This is a genomic window from Sphingomonas sp. LR59 (assembly GCF_036855945.1).
Taxonomy (GTDB): domain Bacteria; phylum Pseudomonadota; class Alphaproteobacteria; order Sphingomonadales; family Sphingomonadaceae; genus Sphingomonas.
Window position 1 is genome coordinate 3,763,687 of the sequence record NZ_JASPFL010000001.1, and the last position, 19,027, is coordinate 3,782,713.

Annotated in this window: 14 protein-coding genes and 2 pseudogenes; 5 read left to right on the top strand and 11 right to left on the bottom strand. The window is 64.2% G+C overall.

Going from position 1 to position 19,027, the window contains the following annotated elements; all coding sequences use genetic code 11:
* Positions 1-35: 35 nt before the first annotated feature.
* The 4 genes and pseudogenes from QP164_RS17710 to QP164_RS17725 all read right to left on the bottom strand — a co-directional run bounded on the left by QP164_RS17710 (position 36) and on the right by QP164_RS17725 (position 3,074).
* Positions 36-974: a hypothetical protein gene (locus tag QP164_RS17710; protein ID WP_333923975.1), complete on the bottom strand. Its 939-nt coding sequence runs from the start codon at positions 972-974 to the stop codon at positions 36-38.
* Complete coding sequence (locus QP164_RS17715; protein ID WP_165911366.1) at positions 971-1,144, bottom strand: hypothetical protein; 174 nt, start codon at positions 1,142-1,144, stop codon at positions 971-973. The genes QP164_RS17710 and QP164_RS17715 overlap by 4 nt, the downstream gene beginning before the upstream one ends.
* A 4-nt stretch (positions 1,145-1,148) precedes the next feature.
* Positions 1,149-1,856, bottom strand: coding sequence for a hypothetical protein (locus QP164_RS17720; RefSeq protein ID WP_333923976.1), 708 nt, complete (start codon positions 1,854-1,856; stop codon positions 1,149-1,151).
* 5 nt (positions 1,857-1,861) lie between these two features.
* Positions 1,862-3,074, bottom strand: a pseudogene (locus QP164_RS17725) (toxic anion resistance protein).
* A gap of 152 nt (positions 3,075-3,226) precedes the next feature.
* On the opposite strand from QP164_RS17725, the gene QP164_RS17730 reads away from it, so the two are divergent.
* From QP164_RS17730 to typA, 3 genes are all read left to right on the top strand, one after another.
* Positions 3,227-4,240: a zinc-binding alcohol dehydrogenase family protein gene (locus tag QP164_RS17730; RefSeq protein WP_333923977.1), complete on the top strand. Its 1,014-nt coding sequence runs from the start codon at positions 3,227-3,229 to the stop codon at positions 4,238-4,240.
* Positions 4,241-4,574: 334 nt separating this feature from the next.
* A complete protein-coding gene (locus QP164_RS17735; RefSeq protein ID WP_333923978.1) occupies positions 4,575-5,552 on the top strand; it encodes a DUF2268 domain-containing putative Zn-dependent protease in 978 nt (325 codons plus the stop codon).
* Positions 5,553-5,724: 172 nt separating this feature from the next.
* Positions 5,725-7,569 carry a translational GTPase TypA gene (typA, locus tag QP164_RS17740; protein ID WP_056051990.1) on the top strand — a complete coding sequence of 615 codons (1,845 nt, stop codon included), beginning with the start codon at positions 5,725-5,727 and terminating at the stop codon, positions 7,567-7,569.
* Positions 7,570-7,990: 421 nt separating this feature from the next.
* Here typA and QP164_RS17745 read toward each other — a convergent pair whose 3' ends face one another.
* Positions 7,991-8,656 (bottom strand): L,D-transpeptidase family protein, encoded by a 666-nt coding sequence (locus tag QP164_RS17745; protein WP_243693206.1) that lies wholly within the window; start codon positions 8,654-8,656, stop codon positions 7,991-7,993.
* 222 nt (positions 8,657-8,878) lie between these two features.
* On the opposite strand from QP164_RS17745, the gene QP164_RS17750 reads away from it, so the two are divergent.
* Entirely contained in the window at positions 8,879-9,283 is a 405-nt protein-coding gene (locus QP164_RS17750) for a hypothetical protein (RefSeq protein ID WP_333923979.1), read from the top strand.
* A 107-nt stretch (positions 9,284-9,390) separates the two neighbouring features.
* Positions 9,391-9,711: a DUF3297 family protein gene (locus QP164_RS17755; RefSeq protein WP_132896031.1), complete on the top strand. Its 321-nt coding sequence runs from the start codon at positions 9,391-9,393 to the stop codon at positions 9,709-9,711.
* Positions 9,712-9,972: 261 nt separating this feature from the next.
* Here QP164_RS17755 and QP164_RS17760 read toward each other — a convergent pair whose 3' ends face one another.
* From QP164_RS17760 to QP164_RS17785, 6 genes and pseudogenes are all read right to left on the bottom strand, one after another.
* Entirely contained in the window at positions 9,973-11,841 is a 1,869-nt protein-coding gene (locus tag QP164_RS17760) for an ABC-F family ATP-binding cassette domain-containing protein (protein WP_056051982.1), read from the bottom strand.
* Positions 11,842-12,317: 476 nt separating this feature from the next.
* The gene (locus QP164_RS17765) at positions 12,318-12,602 is read right to left on the bottom strand and encodes a hypothetical protein (protein WP_333924315.1); all 285 of its coding nucleotides are present in this window, start codon (positions 12,600-12,602) and stop codon (positions 12,318-12,320) included.
* 50 nt (positions 12,603-12,652) lie between these two features.
* Positions 12,653-13,333 carry a cell wall hydrolase gene (locus QP164_RS17770; protein WP_443027461.1) on the bottom strand — a complete coding sequence of 227 codons (681 nt, stop codon included), beginning with the start codon at positions 13,331-13,333 and terminating at the stop codon, positions 12,653-12,655.
* Between the two features lie 291 nt (positions 13,334-13,624).
* Positions 13,625-14,423 (bottom strand): annotated as a pseudogene (locus QP164_RS17775) (LytR/AlgR family response regulator transcription factor).
* Positions 14,420-15,550 carry a sensor histidine kinase gene (locus tag QP164_RS17780; protein WP_132896034.1) on the bottom strand — a complete coding sequence of 377 codons (1,131 nt, stop codon included), beginning with the start codon at positions 15,548-15,550 and terminating at the stop codon, positions 14,420-14,422. Before QP164_RS17780 ends, QP164_RS17775 begins: the two are co-directional and overlap by 4 nt.
* A gap of 138 nt (positions 15,551-15,688) precedes the next feature.
* Positions 15,689-18,988, bottom strand: coding sequence for a TonB-dependent receptor (locus tag QP164_RS17785; protein ID WP_132896035.1), 3,300 nt, complete (start codon positions 18,986-18,988; stop codon positions 15,689-15,691).
* Between the last annotated feature and the right edge of the window lie 39 nt (positions 18,989-19,027).

Consider the following 19,027-nt stretch of genomic DNA (forward strand, 5'->3'; position numbering starts at 1 on the left):
CTGAATGATTCCAATATCGATTAATGTGCCGATATCTACTGACGCTCGATCATTTCCTGTAAAAAATCGAGCGAGGTATCGCGAGGTGAAATACCTGGAGTAGAATGAATCCAGTCCTCAACTGAATTGCGATCATTTTTAAATACTAAATGAGCGTTCTGCTTGTAAGCCTCGACGATTCGAGGTTTTTCATTGCGATAAAATATCTCATCCTTGGCGTAAATTTGTATGACCTCATTGAGCGCATCTGCTTCCCCGATTGTGACACTGGTCGTGACGAGTGCGGGATCGGACCGATAGCTAGTTGGGCGACAAAATAATACGCTCATCCAAGGCGTGATAGGTACCAGAATTTTGGGAGACGTCAGATGCTCACCCGGCGGGTAAATATTGTGAAAAAACCCGTTGCCAAACACGAACTCATGTTCGGGTGAAAAAAGCACCAGTACTTTGCCTCGGCCGCTAATTGATCGGACTACGCTGCGCTGCATACGTTGCATATTTGCACCAATTAGAACATTGCGTTCTCGCTCGGGGAGCGGACCGCGCAGACTCTCTGCAAGCGCAACAACACGTTCACGGTGCATGGGGCTACGCACAGCCAGGGACACTATGCATTCAATTAGCATTTTTAAGCGGGCATTATCGACCGTCTGGGCTTGAATTTTGGTTTTGCGCTCGACCTCGAACGGTGGTCCTGGTCGCTCAAGGCTGTCGAGCCACTGGATCAGACTTGGGAAACTATCGTCAGCTAGTTGAAATTCGCCTTCAAAGTTGTGGTCCCAAGGAGTGGTTTCGCCGGAAGCCCCGAGCTTTATTGAATGGCCGTGACCGATGAGACCAAACCCTTCCGGTTTTCCGCGAAAAGTATCGCCAGATGGGCGTAGTCTAGTCACACCTCCGTCAGCGCCTGCCCAATAGCGAGACAGGCATTCCGGCCACCAATGATGACGCTTTGTTTCAGGATTTTTCAACCTCGAACCACCTGCTTGCCCTTTGTTCGACTGGTTAGGTGAAACTGCAGGCACCGGTTGCAGCGATAGGCCCTGAGCGGCACGCGGCCGGTCTGCGCCACCACCAGCGCGTCGACCTCCGACACGAAGCGCGCCTTGCGGCGGCAGACGCTGAGGCGGGTGCGCTTCACTCTCTCAGTCCTTGTACTTCATCTCCAGGAAGCGGCCGCGGGTGGAGAGGTTGTCGAGGTCGCTCTGTGCCAGGCGCGCGGTCATCTCGCCGATTTCCTGTTCGATCAGCTTCAGCCCGTCGACCAGTTCGGCGTCGGGCGAGCGACCGTTGCGCGGGGTGGTGCGCAACGACGTTGGCACCTTCTCGTAATCCTTGACGAAGGCGGGGAGTTGTTCGCCGATCAGCTTGCGCACGTCGACCGCTTCCTGCGTGTTCGCGTCGAGCGTGGCGAGCTGCGGGGTCAGCGTTTCGAGACGCAGGCCGATCCGGGCGACCAGCGTCATCGCGGGTGCGGGGAGGGCGGGGCGTTGCGCCTCCAGCCAGCGTTCGGTCTGTGCGGGGAGGGCGCGGATGTCGACCGCCGCGAGGCGCTCGGGCGTGGGCGCGCGTTCCGCCGGCCAGATCGCGAACAGCACCGTGGCGGCGACCAGCAGCGCCATGACCACCATCGCGCCGCCGATCCCGAGCGGCACGATCCAGCCGATCACCATCGCCGCGATCAGGATCGACACGTCGGCGACCGCGATCCGGGTCAGCCGCTTGCCGATCGCCTGCGTCTGCCGCGCCCGCCCCCGCGATGGGACGCGTGAGATGACGGCGCCCGTCCGGTCGTCGGAAATGCGCGACCAGGAGGCGCGGGCGCTGGCGATGGCGTCGTCTACTTCGCTCACGAGGGTTACATCGCCTCCAGCTTGAACGGGCTAGGCGAGGGTCCGCCCAGCTGGCCTTGAGTCGCCCCTTCAGCACGCGCGATATAGCCGCGGGACTTGTCGACCTCGTTCGACAGCGCGCCGACCGTGACCTTCATCGAGATCGAGCGCCTTCAGCTTGAACACGTCGATCGCGTCCATCGTGTCGTAGATATTCTGGAACGCGCGTTGCAGCGTCTCCAGCGGGATCGTCGCCGACGCGGCCTGTTCGTGGATCTGCGCGGTCTGCGATTTCAGCAGCTTGCCGGTCGAATCGATGATGTTCGCGGTCGTCGTGTTGAGCGCGGTGATCTGCTCCAGCACGAGCTTCTGGTTGGTCAGCGCCTGCGCCACCGTCACCGCGGTCCGCAGCGCCGAGACGGTCGTGGTCGAGGCGCGGTCGACGCCCTTCACCAGCTCGACATTGTTCTTCTTAACCAGGTCGAGCGCGAGATAGCCCTGCACGGTCACCGCCATCTGCGTCAGCAGGTCCTGCGTCCGCTGGCGCGTGTAGAAGAGCGCCGTCTCGCGGATCGCCTTCGCCTTGGCGGGATCGGTATGGTCGAGATCGTTGGCGACGTCCTCCAGCTTGGCGTCCATCGTCTTCGACAAATGGATCATCTGCTCGAGCCGACCCATCGCCGCCCACAGGTTCGCGCGCTCGGTATCGATCGCGGCATTGTCCATCAGCAACTCGTCCTTGCCCGAGCCGAGGCTCTTCAGGATCTGCGCGATGTGCGTCTGCGACGACTTATAGCCGTCGAAATAATTGCGCATCTTGCCACCGAACGGGATGATCCCGAACAGCTTCTGCGGCGCGGTGAGGTTGCCCTTCTTGCCGGGATCGAGATCCTCAACGACGCGGCGCAGCTCGGCGAGGTCCTTGCCGACACCGGTCTCCTGATCCATCGCCTTGACCGGGCGATCGAGGAAGCGGTTCGACTGGCCGGCGGCGTCGCGGATTTCCTTCGCGCCCATCGCGGTGATCGCGTCGACCCGCTTGCCGAATTCGGGCGAGTTGACGTCCTGCGCGACGAGGTCGGTGACGAAGCCCGACACGCGCTCCTCGAGCTGCGACTTCACGCCGGCATCGACGGGCACCAGCCCGGACGCCTTCGCGGCCGCAACCGTGGGCACCGGATCGGGCGGGGTCAGCACCAGGCCCGGCTCTTCCGTCAGCGTGTTCGGGGTCGTCGCCATGCTCGTGTCTCCGTTCGGTGGGGCATGGTGGCTGCAACCCGCCCCGCGTTCAAGTGGCGTATATAGATAATACACTCAGGCTTGCCAACCGCTCTCCTTGAAACCGGGCGGCCGCGTGGACAGCTTGTCGGCGACATCACAGGAGTTCCAGCATGCGCGCCATCGGCTATACCAAGTCGCTCCCGATCGACGATCCGCAGTCGCTCGTCGACTTCGATCTCCCCAAGCCCGAAGCGACCGGTCGGGACCTGCTGGTCGAGGTGAAGGCGGTGTCGGTCAACCCGGTCGACACCAAGATCCGCCAGCGTCGCGAAGATCCAGACGGCAAGCCGCAGGTGCTCGGCTGGGACGCATCGGGCGTCGTCGTCGCGGTCGGTTCGGACGTGACCGGGTTCAAGGTCGGCGACGAAGTGTTCTACGCAGGCGCGATCGACCGGCCCGGTACCAACGCCGAATATCACCTCGTCGACGAGCGCATCGTCGGCCACAAGCCAAAGTCGCTCGACTGGGCGCAGGCGGCGGCGCTGCCGCTGACCTCGGTCACCGCGTGGGAGACGCTGTTCGACCGGCTCGACGTGCGCAAACCCGTCCCCGGTGCGGCGAACGCGATCCTGATCATCGGCGGGGCAGGCGGAGTCGGCTCGATCACGGTCCAGCTCGCGCGGCAGCTCACCGACCTGACCGTGATCGCCACCGCGTCGCGCGACGAGACGCGCGGCTGGGTCGAGGAGCTCGGCGCGCATCACGTGATCGACCACCGCAAACCGCTCGCCGCGCAGGTCGAGGCACTCGGGCTCGGCGCGCCGCGGTTCGTGTTCTCGACGACGCATACCGACGAGCATATCGCCGAGATCGGCGAGCTGCTGGCGCCGCAGGGTCGGCTGGCGCTGATCGACGATCCGAAGACGCTCGACATCGTGCCGCTGAAGCAGAAGTCGATCTCGGTGCACTGGGAGCTGATGTACACGCGCTCGCTGTTCCAGACCGCGGACATGGCCGAGCAGGGCAAGTTGCTCGACGAGGTCGCGCGGCTGGTGGATGCTGGGACGATCCGGACGACGCTCGCGGAGAATTTCGGGACGATCGATGCGGCGAATTTGCGGCGGGCGCATGAGCGGATCGAGAGCCACACGGCCAAGGGGAAGATCGTGCTGGAGGGGTTCTGAGTTCTAGGAGTGTCACCACCCCGGCGGAGGCCGGGGTCCAGTTGGGGGACGTTGCTGACGGGTCGCGGCACGCTGTTATTGCCACCTTCCTAACTGGGCCCCGGCCTCCGCCGGGGTGGATCGAATGGAGGGTGGGGTGTTGCACGTCGCCGCCACTTCACGATCTCCCCCGCAAGGGGGAGGTGGCAGGCTCTTGCCTGACGGAGGGGGAGGCGCACGCCAACCTCTGCTCCGTGTCCTTCCCCCTCCGTCCCCTTCGGCGACACCTCCCCCTGGCGGGGGAGGATTGCAATATCCGCTCTGGCGCCTCGGCAAACACACGATACTCTGCACCATGCTCCGCCCGCTGATCCTCGCGCTCGCCCTCCTCCCCGCGGCAGCGACGAATCGCCCTCCACCAGCCGACCCGCTCACCGCCACGATCCACACCGAAGACGCCGACCGCTTCGCCGCGCTGTTCGCCAAGACCAAGGGCAAGCCCACCGCCGCGCAACTCAAACGCGACTACCTCGACAAGGGCAGTTTCGGGATCGGCATCTTCACCCCCGGCCGGATCGTCGACGCGGACACGCTAGCGCGCGCCATCGCCGCCAACCCGACGCGGTATGCTCAGGCGATCAAGACCTGCCTCCCCGCCGCCAAGACCGCGACCGCCGATCTTCGCGCGATCTATCTCGGCCTCCACGGCGCACTCCCCGACGTGAAGCTCCCGCAGGTCTATATAGTCTTTGGCGCACACACCTCCGGTGGCACCGCCAAGCCAGGCGCGCAGGTACTCGGGCTCGAAGTGCTGTGCCGCATGTCGCCGACGCCCGAGAAACTGCGCCAGACGCTCCGCCATTTCTTCGCACACGAGACGGTGCATTCCTTCCAGCAGGACGCCGGCATGACGCTCGCCCGCGATCCCCTGCTCGCCGCGATTCTCGTCGAGGGCGCGGCGGACTTCATCGCGCAACTCGTCACCGGCGAGGAGCCCGACGCCGCCCGCGCCGCCTGGGCCACCCCGCGCGAGGCCGAACTCTGGCGCCAGATGCAGGCCGACATCGCGCTCACCCGCAAGCTCACCGACAAGGACGACCCCGAGCAAGGCTCGCCCGAAGCCAAGGCGTACGCCCGCTGGATCGGCAACTACTCCACGCCGCCCGCCGGCTGGCCACCCGAACTCGGCTATTGGATGGGGCTGCGGATCTGGCAGCGTTACTATGCCGCCGCGCCCGACAAGCACGCCGCGCTAAGGGCAATGCTGGCGGTCCGCGATCCCCGTACTATTCTCGCCGCCGGAACATACAAGCGCCGTGCTCCGTCATCCTGACGAAAGTCAGGATCCAGAGTAACAAGATGCTGTCCTTCATGGCTCTGGATCCTGACTTTCGTCAGGATGACGGCAACGCTCGTGAGTCCCCAAATACCGCCCGGTCTTCCCGCGGCGCAACAATTACGCTATGGCGCGCGCCAACCCGTTCCTCGATCAAGAGAATACATTCATGAGCCTCCGCAACGTGGCGATCATTGCGCACGTCGATCACGGCAAGACGACGCTGGTCGACCAGCTCTTCCGCCAGTCCGGCACCTTCCGCGACAACCAGCGCGTCGAAGAGCGCGCAATGGATTCGAACGACCTCGAAAAAGAGCGTGGCATCACCATTCTCGCCAAGCCGACCTCGGTCGACTGGACCCCTCCCGGCGAGTCCGAGAGCATCCGCATCAACATCGTCGACACGCCCGGCCACGCCGATTTCGGCGGCGAAGTCGAGCGCATCCTGTCGATGGTCGACGGCGTCGTCCTGCTGGTCGATTCGTCGGAAGGCGCGATGCCGCAGACCAAGTTCGTCACTGGCAAGGCGCTGGCGCTCGGCCTGAAGCCGATCGTCGTCGTCAACAAGGTCGATCGCAACGACGCGCGCATCCAGGAAGTGCTCGACGAAGTGTTCGACCTGTTCGTGTCGCTCGACGCGAACGACGACCAGCTCGACTTCCCCGTGCTCTACGCATCGGGTCGCAACGGCTATGCCTCGACCGACATGGACGCGCGCGAAGGCACGCTGATCCCGATGTTCGAGACGATCGTGAAGCACGTGCCGCCGCCCGCCGTGGAAGTCGCCGGCGTGCCGTTCACCTTCCTCGTCACGCTGCTCGACCGCGATCCGTTCCTCGGCCGTGTCCTCACCGGTCGCGTCAATTCGGGTACCGTGAAGACCAACCAGGCGATCCACGCGCTCGATAACGACGGCAAGATCATCGAGACCGGTCGTGCGTCCAAGATCATGTCGTTCCGTGGTCTCGAGCGCGTTCCCGTCGACGAAGCCAAGGCTGGCGACATCATCTCGCTGGCAGGTCTCTCGGTCGCTACGGTTGCCGACACGATCGCCGACATCACGGTGACCGAGCCGCTGCACGCGCAGCCGATCGATCCCCCCACGCTGTCGATGCGTTTTGCCGTGAACGATTCGCCGATGGCGGGCCGCGAGGGCAGCAAGGTGACGTCGCGCATGATCCGCGAGCGTCTGTTCCGCGAAGCCGAGTCGAACGTCGCCGTCAAGGTGACCGAGGCGGCCGACAAGGACAGCTTCGAAGTCGCCGGTCGCGGCGAGCTTCAGCTGGGCGTGCTGATCGAGACGATGCGCCGTGAAGGTTTCGAGCTCGGCATCTCGCGTCCGCGCGTGCTGTTCGGTGAGGACGAGAACGGCAAGAAGACCGAGCCGTACGAGACCGTCATCATCGACGTCGACGAGGAGCATTCGGGTACCGTCGTCGAGAAGATGAACACGCGTAAGGCCGAGCTGACCGACATGCGTCCGTCGACCGGCGGCAAGACCCGCATCACCTTCTCGGCGCCGTCGCGCGGGATGATCGGCTATCATGGCGAATTCCTGTCCGACACGCGCGGCACGGGCATCATGAACCGGCTGTTCGAGAAGTACGGTCCGCACAAGGGCGCGATCGAGGGCCGCAAGAACGGCGTGCTGATCTCGAACGGTTCGGGCGAGGCGAACAACTATGCCCTCGGCCCGCTCGAAGAGCGCGGCATCCTGTTCGTGGGCCACGGCGAGGCCCTCTATGAGGGCATGATCGTCGGCGAGAACGCCAAGCCGGACGACCTCGAGGTCAACCCGATGAAGACCAAGGCACTGACCAACTTCCGCGCCTCGGGCGGCAAGGACGACCAGGTCCGCCTGTCCCCGCCGAAGCGCGCGACGCTGGAGCAGGCGATCGCGTACATCGACGACGACGAGATGGTCGAAGTCACGCCGAAGTCGATCCGCCTGCGCAAGCGCTTCCTGGACGCCAACGAGCGCAAGCGCGCTAGCCGGGCTAAGCAGAGCGCGTAAGCCTGGCACGGCGAAGCCGGCCAAGCTTACAAGCTCGGCCGGCCTCGCTCAGGCGAGGTCCGACGACGCGGCTTTGCCGTGTCGCGCTGGACCAGAAATGCAGAAGGGTCGGGGGAAACCTCCGGCCCTTTTTGTTTGTGCGAGAAAGCCGAAAGGCAGCATTCACGCTGGCGGCAACGCGAGCGGGCAGGACCAAACCGACGCACCTCCCCGGCGAAGGCCGGGGCCCAGGTGGAAAGGTCACAGTAACTCGGCGCTGCCCTTCTTCAGCGAGGTCCCCCAACTGGACCCCGGCCTCCGCCGGGGAGGTTCCTGCTGCTAGGACTTTAGGCTGTTCCCAAATCCCCTCCCAAAGGGAGAGGAAGAGACGAAGGCGGCGAAGGTGAGGGCACGGTGCGCTACCGTCCGAAACCGCCCACCCTCAGGCAGCAGTAATCCGCCCGCCCCGCGCCAACATCTCGCCACTCGTAACGATCACCCGATCGCCAAGCTTAACCTGCTCGAAGATCAGCTTCGCAAACGCAGTCGGCACCCCCACGCACCCGTGCGTGGCATATTTCCCATCCATCAGCTTACTGCCGTGGATCGAGACGCCGTCGTTGGTCAGCCGCAGCATGTACGGCATCGGCGCCCCGTAAAGGTTCGACACATGATGCGCGTCCTTCTGCGTGATCTTGAACACGCCTAGCGGTGTCGGTTTCTCGTCAGCACCATAAATCACCGCAGCCGTCCCGATCTCGTATCCCGCGCGAAAAATCGACAAGGTTTGCGCGACGAGGTCGACGGTAATCACGATAGGTCCCTCGGGCACGCCCTCAGTATCCCAGTAATAGGCGCCGTGACGGAGCGGCTCAGGCACGTCCAGCACGCGCTTGACGACATACCCCTCGGCAGAGTCCGGCGCTGCGCTCGCCAGCGGCGGCGCTGGTACGGGCTTCGACGCTACGGCCACGGGTTTGGCGACCGGCGTCGGTTCTGTTGCGCGCACGCGAACGGGCGATCCGGATAACGCTAGCCCGCCGATCAGCACGGCACTGCCACCCAAAACGGCAAAGGCTATCGCTTGCATCGGCATGATCGTACGCATTCCGCCACCCTATCGCATATTCGTAAACGAAGCCCAGCGTCGCGGCACAACGCCGAGTCCCCTCGCGGGACCGACTGCAGCAGAAGCGGGCAGCTATACCGTGGGTTAACAAGCCGTTCCGAACCAGTTCAGGCCGAATCGCCTAAATCCTGAAACACGGTCGGACACTTATGCGTTTGTCCCAAGCGGACCGGGCGTAACTAGTAACGGAGTTCGGAAGAGATGAACGGATTTTTCAAGAAAGCAGGCCTCGGCGTAGCACTCGCCGCAACGGCTCTGACGGCAGCAGCACCAGCCGACGCGCAGCGTTGGGGACGCGGCGGCTATGGGCGCGGCTACGGCGGCGGCTGGCACGGTCATCGTGGCGGCGGCAATGCGGCCGGCGCAGCGGTGCTTGGCGGCATCCTCGGCCTCGGCGTCGGCGCAGCGATCGCCAGCAGCAACAACCGCAATCGGTACTATGACCGCGGCTACTACAACGGCGGCTATTACGCACAGCCACCGGTGGCCTATTACAGCCCGCCGGTCCGTACCTACTACCGCGAGGATTACCGCCCGCGGTGCTGGAACGAGTGGCGCGTCGACCCCTATTACGGCGACCGGGTCTCGGTGCAGGTCTGCAGCTGACTTGATCGAATGATTGCATGGAGGCGTCGGGAGCAATCCCGGCGCCTCTTTTGCGTCCGGTGCCTTTTTCTGGCGCGCGCCCGGTGCTTGCCGCTAGACGCGCGACCATGACCGATACGCCCCACACCCCCGAGACCGAAGCCGCCGCCACCCCGGCCGCAACCGGCGACACGCCCCCCGATCGCCTGTCGATCAACCAGCGCAGCCCGTTCTTCCAGCAGGACCTGCTCGAACGCGGCATCGGCATCCGCTTCAAGGACAAGGTGCGCCACGACGTCGAGGAATATTGCATCTCGGAAGGCTGGATCCGAGTCGCGCTCGGCAAGAAGGTCGACCGCAACGGCAACGCGCTGACGCTGAAGCTGGTCGGCCCGGTCGAGGCCTGGTTTGAACGTCCAGCGGCGGGCGCGGACACCGACGAGGGCTAAGCCTGAAGAGCTCGGAGCCTATTCTCTGAGCGGAAAGAAGAATGTTTCCCCGCGAAGGCGGGGACCCAGACTGGGCTCCCGCCTTCGCGGGAGAACATGGAAGCGCGGACCATTGCTGCAAGACAGCCGCAACCCAAAGTCCGTCACCCCAGCGAAAGCTGGGGTATCCCGCTTGGCGGATGCTGTAACCCGAACCGGGAGATCCCGGCTTTCGCTGGGAAGACCGCGAGGGGCGAGGGACGTTACGCGGGGCGGGGGGCCTTAAGCCTCCACGCCCTCCAGCGCCTCACTAGCCTCCAGCCACTTCGCCTCGCTAGCCTCAAGCTTCGCATGCACCTCGGCGCGACGCTTGCTTAGATCCCCCATCGACATCCGCGAGAACCGCGGCTCCGCGTTCGCCGGATCCACCATCGCGCGATCCAGAGCATTCCGCTCCTTGGTGAACTTCGCGGTCTGCTCCTCGATCTCGCGCAAGGCCTTCCGCAGAGCCGCGTCGTTGCTCTTCGCCTCGGCCGCAGCCTTCTTGCCCGCCTTCTTGTCGGCCTTCGACGCGGCATCGCCCTTGCCGCCATCGCCCTTCAGGACGAACGCGATATAGTCGTCGAGGCTGCCGTCGAACTCCTTCGCGGTCCCGTCGTCGACCAGCACCAGGCGATCCGCGGTCAGCTCGAGCATGTGCCGATCATGGCTGACCAGCACCACGGCGCCGGTATACGCGTTGAGTGCCTGCACCAGCGCCTCACGCGCATCGACGTCCAGATGGTTGGTAGGCTCATCGAGGATCAGCAGATGCGGCGCATCGCGCGTGATCAGCGCCAGCGCCAGACGCGCCCGCTCGCCACCCGACAGCTTGCCGACGCGGGTCGTCGCCTTGTCGCCCGAGAAGCCGAACCGCCCCAACTGAGCCCGCACGGCCGCCGGCGTTGCGCCCTTCATCAGATGCGACATATGCTCGATCGGCGAATCGGTCGGATCGAGTTCCTCGACCTGATACTGGGTGAAGTATCCCACCTTCATCTTGCCCGACGACGACATCTCGCCGTCCATCGGCGTCAGCTGCGCCGCCAGCAGCCGCGCGAGCGTGGTCTTGCCGTTGCCGTTGCGCCCGAGCAGCGCGACCCGGTCGTCGGGATCGAGCCGCATGTTGAGCCGCTTCAGGATCGGCACGTCGGCATAGCCCACGGTAGCCATGTCGAGCGTGATCAAAGGCGGGCGCAGCTCGGTCGGGTTGGGAAAGCCGAACGACAGCGTCGGATCGTTGTAGCTCTCGGCGATCGGCTGCATCTTCGACAGCATCTTCTGTCGCGACTGCGCCTGCTTCGCGGTCGAGGCGCGCGCGGAGTTCTTCGCGATATATTCCTGCAGCTTCTCGCGCTGCACCGCCTGGTTGGCGCGCGCCGCCTCGATCTGCGCGAGCCGCTCCGCACGCTGGCGCTCGAACGCGTCGTAGCCGCCCGGATACAGCGTGATCTTGCCGCCCTGCAGATGCAGGATGTGATCGACCACGTTGTTGAGGAAATCGCGCTCGTGGCTGACCACCACGATCGTCGCCTTGTAGCCCTTGAGGAAGTCCTCCAGCCACATCACCGCTTCCAGATCGAGATGGTTCGAAGGCTCGTCGAGCAGCAGCAGGTCCGGCTGCGAGAACAGCAGAGCGGCGAGTGCCACGCGCATCTTCCAGCCACCCGAAAAGCTGTCGAGCGTGCGCGCCTGCATGTCCTCGTCGAACCCGAGCCCGAGCAGGATCTGCGCGGCGCGGGCGGGCGCGGTATAGGCGTCGATCGCGATCAGCCGCTCGTACACGTCCCCGAGCCGGTCGGGATCCTCACTCGTCTCGCTCTCGATCATCAGCGCGGCGCGCTCCAGATCGGCTTCGAGCACGGTCTCGAACGGGGTCTTCACGCCGTGCGGCGCTTCCTGCGCGAGGTAGCCGATGCGGGCGCCCTTCGGCATGTCGGCCGAACCGTCGTCCGGCTCGAGCTGTCCTGCGATCACGCGCACCATCGTCGACTTGCCCGCGCCGTTGCGCCCGATCAGCCCGACGCGCGAGCCCGGCGGCAACGCGGCGGTGGCGCCATCGAGGATAACGCGTCCGCCCAGGCGCACCGTGATATTGTTCAGGTTCAGCATGCGCGTGCCGTTAGCAGATGCAGCATGGTTTTGCGAGGGGAGGGGAAGGGGGAGTTTGCCGCCCGGTCCCTAGTCGATGCGCTCTCGATCCTCCTCCGCCAGGGGCAGGTGGCGCCGAAGGCGACGGAGGGGAGGACCACGCAACAGACGTTTCGCATGCCTCCCCCTCCGTCTGGCAAGCGCCAGCCACCTCCCCCTTGCGGGGGAGGATCAGATTGCCGATCCGTCCTCGATATAGGCCACCACCCCGGCGAAGGCCGGGGCCCAGTTGGAAAGGTGGTCGTAACGAAGCGCGGTTCGCAGTCAATATCGTCCCCCAACTGGGCCCCGGCCTTCGCCGGGGTGGTGCAGGTATTGGAACAGGGAGTCTCTAAAACTCCCTCCCCTTCAGGGGAGGGCTGGGGTGGGGCTCGTCCGCGAACGTGTCGCTTGGGGCAGTGCCCCACCCCAACTCTCCCCTGAAGGGGAGGGAGCTATCAGGTTTCGTCCGACACTACCGCGTCGGCCGCGTTGCCGCTGCCGATCATCGCAGCCGCCCGCCCACCAACGTGAACCCGCACCCCAGAAACCAACCGCGTCTGCACAATCGCCGCACCCGCAATCGCCGAACTAGAACGCAACACCCCCCGGTGCACCGTCACCCCATGCGGCGCATCGGCCGGCTCCGCACCCGAGTCCGCAACGTCGTCCCGATTGCCATAATGCACCGAAACGCCAGCAACCTGCGCCGCCACCGCCGCCACGCCACCACCGCTCGCCAAACCAACACCCCGAACTCCAGGCTCCACCCCAGCATAAGTCTGCCGAAACGTCAGCGCCCGTTCCAACGCCCCCTGCCAACGATAGAACACATGCGCCCCAACCGTCGTGATCCGGGCAAGGCTCGACGCCCACCACGGCAAAATGCTCGTCGTATGAAACGATGTAGCCGCCCCGACCGGCGCATATACGCTCCCCCAAGCGCCGCCGTCGCAACCTCCCGCGCGCGATCCCAAGCCCCCGGCTCGCGCGCCCGGTTCATCGAGCCGTCGCAGGTAAAGCTGAACTGGCACCCGGTCCGCCGCTCGGCCCCCTGGTACACGACCCCGCAAACACTGTTCGGAAAGGCCCGATCGCGCACACGGTTCAACACCACCTGCGCCACGGCCCGCTGCCCATCCTCCGACTGCGACCGTGCTTCGTAATACACTGCCGCCGTTAGGCAGTCGGCGGCTCGGCTAGCATCATCAACGGAGTTCGAAGTCAGAAACGGCGGAGCAACGAACGGCGCCGCAGCCGCAAACGGCGCATCTGGTGCGGCCATCGCGATCTTCGCCGAAATGTCGTCGGGCACATGCAACGCCATCCGGCTCAGCAAGGCGCGCGAGTTCCGCTCCGGCTGGACCCGGGCGATCGCCGCCGGCCGATCCGCCGGCACGCACGACGTCGCCATCACCAACGCGGGCAGGCTGATCAGTGCATGCGGATAAAGGCCGTAACCCGACGTCTTCATCCCCCCGCTCTAGGCCGCGGGGTTTAGGGACTGGTTAATGGGGTGCGGGAACGAGGGAAGCGCTCGCTAACGGAGCGCACCCCGTCATCCTGACGAAAGTCGGGACCTCGATCGGCAAGGACGGATGTGGAAGAGCACGCCCCGAAAGCTCGCCCCAACCACACCCCCGCGTCCGTCATCCTGACGAAAGTCAGGATCCAGGGTAACAAGCGTTGCCCTCAATGACTCTGGATCCTGACTTTCGTCAGGATGACGGGGAGGGCGCGAGAATAAGGGGAAGGGTCCCCTACCTCAGTGGACGAACCGCGCCACAACATCACGATACGACCGCGAAACCTTCACGCTCGCACCTGAATTCAGCACCAGGAAACACTCGCCATTGGTATGCGGCTTGACCTGCTTCACCAGATCCAAATTCACGATCGTCGACCGGTGCACCCGCTGGAATCGCCGCGGATCAAGCCGCTTCTCCAGATCCTTCATAGTCTCGCGCAAAATCAGCGTATTATCGCCGGTATATATGCACATGTAATCGCCGGCCGCATCGATCCGCTCGATCGTATCGACATCGACGCGGAAGATCTGCCCGCGATCCTTGATGTTGATGAGCTTCTCGAACCGGTTCGCCGACACGGCGTCCCCATCCGGCATGTCCGCCGCCGCATCCGGCGCGACATCGGCAAGCACTTCGCGCAACCGATCGACCTCCTCGACGCCGCGCTTCTCCGACAGACGCTGCCGAACCCGCTCGATCGTATCCGCCAGCCGCGATTCCTCGACCGGCTTCATCAGGTAATCGACCGCTTGAGCCTCGAACGCGCGCAAGGCGTGGTCGGAATAGGCAGTGACGAACACGAACAGCGGTGGCTCGACCTCCATCAGCCCCTGCACGACGGAGAACCCGTCGAACCCCGGCATCTGGATGTCGAGGAAGACCAGATCGGGCTTGTGCGTCTTGATCGCGCGAGATCGCCTCGCGGCCGTTCGAGCATTTTTCGATGATCTCGACGTCTTCATGGGCCTGGAGTCGGAGTTCCAGCCCCTGGATCGCCAGCGGCTCGTCGTCGACGAGAATGGTACGGATGGTCATGCGGCCTCTCTGTTCACGTCTTCAAGCTGATACGGAATCTCGATCTCGACCGAGAAGCCGCCAGCGGGCGTGGAGCGGGTTTCGAAACGGTGGTCGGGCCCATATGCCTGAGCCAACCTGTCTCTAATATTAGCGAGCCCCACGCCTGTCGAATGGCTTGAACCGATCCGGCCCTCGATCAAGCCCGGACCGGTATCGGATACGGCGATCTGCACGCGTTCCCCGGCGAGCCGCACTTCGACGCAGATTTCGGCGCCTTCCTCCTGCGGGGTGACGGCATATTTGATCGCGTTTTCGACCAGCGGTTGCAGCAGCAGCGACGGCAAACGGGCCCGTTCGGCGCGCGGATCGATGTCGAATTTCGGCCGCATCCGATCCTCGAAGCGCATCTTCTCGATCTCCAGATACAGCTTCAGCTGATCCACCTCCTGCGCGACGGTGACGTGCGCGGTCGGCTCGTTCGCCAGCGTATAGCGCAGGAACGACGACAACCGGCTGAGCATCGCGTTCGCCCGCTCGGTCTGCTTGAGCAGCACCAGCGTCGAGATCGAGTTTAGCGTGTTGAACAGGAAATGCGGGTTGAGCTGATACCGCAGCATCGCCAGTTGCGCCGACGATGCCTGGTTCTCGAGATGCTCCATCTGGTCGATTTGCTGCTCGACGATCAGGTAGAAATTGATCCCGAAATACAGCGCCGACCAGCCGAACAACACCGTGAAGGTAACGTACACCGAGCCCAGCAGCCGCGTCAGCGTAACGCCTGGCGTCGCGGTCGCGATGAACGAGAAGGTGAACGCGTCGAGCACCGCATACAGGAACGTCGCCGCGGCCAGCGTCGCAATCGTCAGGAAGATTCCGACCAGCCGGTTCATCTGCCGATACTGGCCGTACATCGTCGAGAGCAGCAGCGTGATGCAGTAGCCTACGATCGCCTCGACGATCACCGGGATCACCCCGTCGAGCGACAGCCCGTTCGAGATCGACACCACCCCGCGCAGCAACAGATACCCGCTCCAGCCAACCGCCTGGAGGATCCAGAACGCGCGCGCCTTGTTCTCGAAGAACGGTCGCGCGGTGAAGGGCAGCCGCCGGGTTTGGCCGGGGGACGGGGCGGAGGAAATAGCCATTGGCCCGCGGTCTTACACGCGGCGCAACGGACACGCAAAACCCGTGAGCCGCGTATCTTTAGTGATGCTGTAACGAAAAGGGCCGCCGCTCCCCTAGAGGAACGGCGGCCCGGTTCGACCGATTACGTCAAGCGTAGCTTAGAAGGTAAAGCGTGCGCCGATACGGATCAGGTACAGCGAACCGTTGAATACCGGCGCGCGAGCCGTCGCCGGCTCAATGAACGACGAGTAGCGATACTGCGTGCACGTCTGGTTTGCGGCAGTGTTGACGACGCCCGGAGCGCCGGTCGCGGTTGCGACAGCAAGGCACTGAACCTGAACGACCGACGCGGTCGACGGGAAGGCGAGCTGACGCAGACCGCCCCACTTGCTGTTGAGCAGGTTCGGAAGGTTCTCGATATCGCCGAAGATCGTCACGCGCGATCCGCCGATGAAGGTCGGAACCTGCTGTTCGAGATGGAGATCGATACGCGTGAAGGCACGGCTGCGGGCGATGTTGCGGCCTGCGATCTTGCCGCGATAGTCCTTCAGCTCGGTTTTGTTGATCAGGTTATCGAGCGCAGTCTGCGTTCCCGGCGTGTCGTAGCTGACGAGCGGATCGTTTGCGCCGGTCGGCACGTACAGCAGGTAGCGACCGTTGTTCGACAGCGTGCCGAACACCGGGCTGCGGTTGCTGGTACCGCCACTCTGGTCGATCATCGTGAAGCTGTAGTTACGGCCTGCGCGCGTCTCGCCGAACAGCTGGATCGCGGTACGATAGTCGCCGAAGAACGCATGATCGAAGCCGATGTTGTACTTGAATGCCCACCGTGTTTCGTCGTTCGACCGGCCATACGCCGCGAAGTTCGGATCGACCATCGCCGCGTTGCCATAGTTGGACAGTGCGGTCGACGACGTGGCCGGCGTTGCATCCTTCACGTCCTGCCACGTGTAGCTGCCGCCGAGCGACAGACCCCAGTCGAACGTCTTGGAGGCACGGACATCCCACACATGACCGCGGCCGCGGTTGGTATTCCCCAGCACGATATCCGTGTTCGGATCGGTAACACTGATGCCGCCGGCGTTGGTCCGTGCGGCATAGCGTGGGCGGCCATCGGGCAGGCGTCCGATCACCACCGAGCGGGCGTCGCTGAACTGAACCTGCTGGATGACCTTGGAATAGATATAGTCGGCGCCGAACTCGATGCCGAACAGGTCATAATCGGCGGAGAAGGTCGCCTTCAACGTCGACGGGATGTCGAAGCTCGGATCGATCGCATTGACCGGCGCGGTGCTGAGCGAGCCCGTGTTGGTCGACAGATAGTTTGCGAGTGCCGCCGGAATGGCGGCACCATTGACGTTGTTGAGCGCGGCATCGCCGACGGCGACCGGCTGGTTATAGGCCGACGCGCCGCTGGTGATCCGGTTGACGGTCACCGAGTTGGTGACCACGCCGGTGTTCGAGAAGCTGTTCGACAGGTACACGTCGGGTGCGCCGCCAGCGAAGATGCCGGCACCGCCGCGCAGCTTCAGGCGCGCGACCGGCGGCTTGAAGTCGAAGCTGATGCGCGGCTGGAACGCGCCCAGACCCTTGAAGTTCTTGGTGTTCGCAAAACCGACGCGGTTCTGGAAGTTGGCGTTGTACGGGATGCGGCTCTGCATGTCGTACAGGTCGTAGCGTGCGCCGTAGGTCAGGTTCAGCGTATCGCTGACGCGCCAGCTGTCCTGTGCGCCGAAGGTATATTGCTGATACCCGAAGTCTGCCGCTGCATCGTCCGTGTTGAGCGAGACGGCGTCCTGGTAGGTCACCTGGTTAGCGCGCCGCGCCTGGAAATCGGCAAGCGAGTCGAAATAATACGAGCCGGCGGAATTCTGAAGGAACAGGTTCTTGATCGTCACGCGCGAGAATTCGCCGAGCAGGCGAATGCTGTGGTCGCCGACCGTGACGTTGGCCAACGCCGATCCGCCGAACGTTTCCGTGGCGAAGGTGTTCGACTGGCTGGAAGCGTCCGGCCCGAATGCGATGACCGGGGTGCCGGTGCTGCACGACTGAGCCTGGCCGCCGGTGCCGACCGAGGTCGGATCGAGGCAGACGCGGAACTGGGCGAAATCGTTGCCGCGCAGCGGATCGCGGGTGCGGGTGTACTTCTTGTACGTGCCGCGGACTTCGGTCGAGAACGTGTCGGACCAATCCGAGTTCAGCTGTGCGATGCCGGCGCGGAGCAGTTCACCCAGCTTGTAGCCGTTGGAGTCGAGCGAGAAGCCCGGCGACGCGGCCGACTGCGAGTTGCTGCCGCTGACGACGAACGAGTCGAACGCGTTGACGTAGGACAATGCGAGCTTCTGGCCATCGGTGATGTTCCAGTCGAGCTTGCCGACGATCTTCTCGTCCTTCTGCTGCGCGATCGAGAGGATCTCGCCCGCGTCATAGCCATAGACCGACTGAGCGATGGCGGCGACGTTGTCGACCTGGGCGGTCGTCAGGAAGTTACCCGTGCCGAACGGCACCTGCGACGGCGATGCGATCGTCAGCGGGCGGGCTTCGGTGTTGCGCTCGGCCGAGACCATGAAGAACAGCTTGTCCTTGATGATCGGGCCCGACAACGTCGCGCCATAGGTTTCCGACTTGAAGTTCGTGTCGGGGCGCGTGAACGAGCCGATCTTTTTGCCGTACAGGCCGTCGGTGTTCTGCGAGTAGAAGCCGGTGCCGTGGAAATCGTTGGTGCCCGACGCAAGCGTCGCGTCGATCGCGCCGCCCTGGAAATTGCCCTGGCGGAAATCATACGGTGCGATCGAGACCGACACCTGCGCGATGGCGTCGAAGGGGATCGGACCGCGCGCGGTAGGGCTGGCATCGGGGTTCAGGCCAAAATTGTCGCTGACCGACACGCCGTTGATCGAGAAGCGGTTGAAGCGCGGGTTGCTGCCGGCGAACGACACGGCGCGGTTGTTCGACAGATCGAGCGTGGCGAACGGATCGCGGCGCTGGATGTCGCGAATGTCGCGGTTGACCGAGGCGACCTTGCTGATGTCGCGTGCACTCAGCACGGTCTGCGGGCCATCCGACGACGTCCCGGCGCCACGGATCGACGATGCGGTGACGACGATCTCGTCACTGGATGCGGTGCCCCCTGCGGCCAGTTCGATCGGCAAATCGAACGGCTGGCCGATGACGGTGAAGATGTCGGTGACGCTGGTGCTGCCCTGCGCCGACGCGATGTCGACGGTGAACGGGCCGCCGGCGCGCAGGCCGGTGACGATGAACGTCCCGCTCGCATCGGTCGTCGCGGTCGAGCGCGTGCCTGACGGGACGTTGGTGATGACCACCGTGGCGCCGTTGACGGGTACGCCGGCAGACTGGACCGAACCGCGGATCGTCGCCGTCGTGTCCTGCGCCATGGCGGCGGCAGGTGCGACGAGCGCAACGACTGCCACACCCAGGAAAAGGTTGTTCCGCATCAGTAATTACCCCTTTGAGAGCCCGCGGCTCCGAATTTC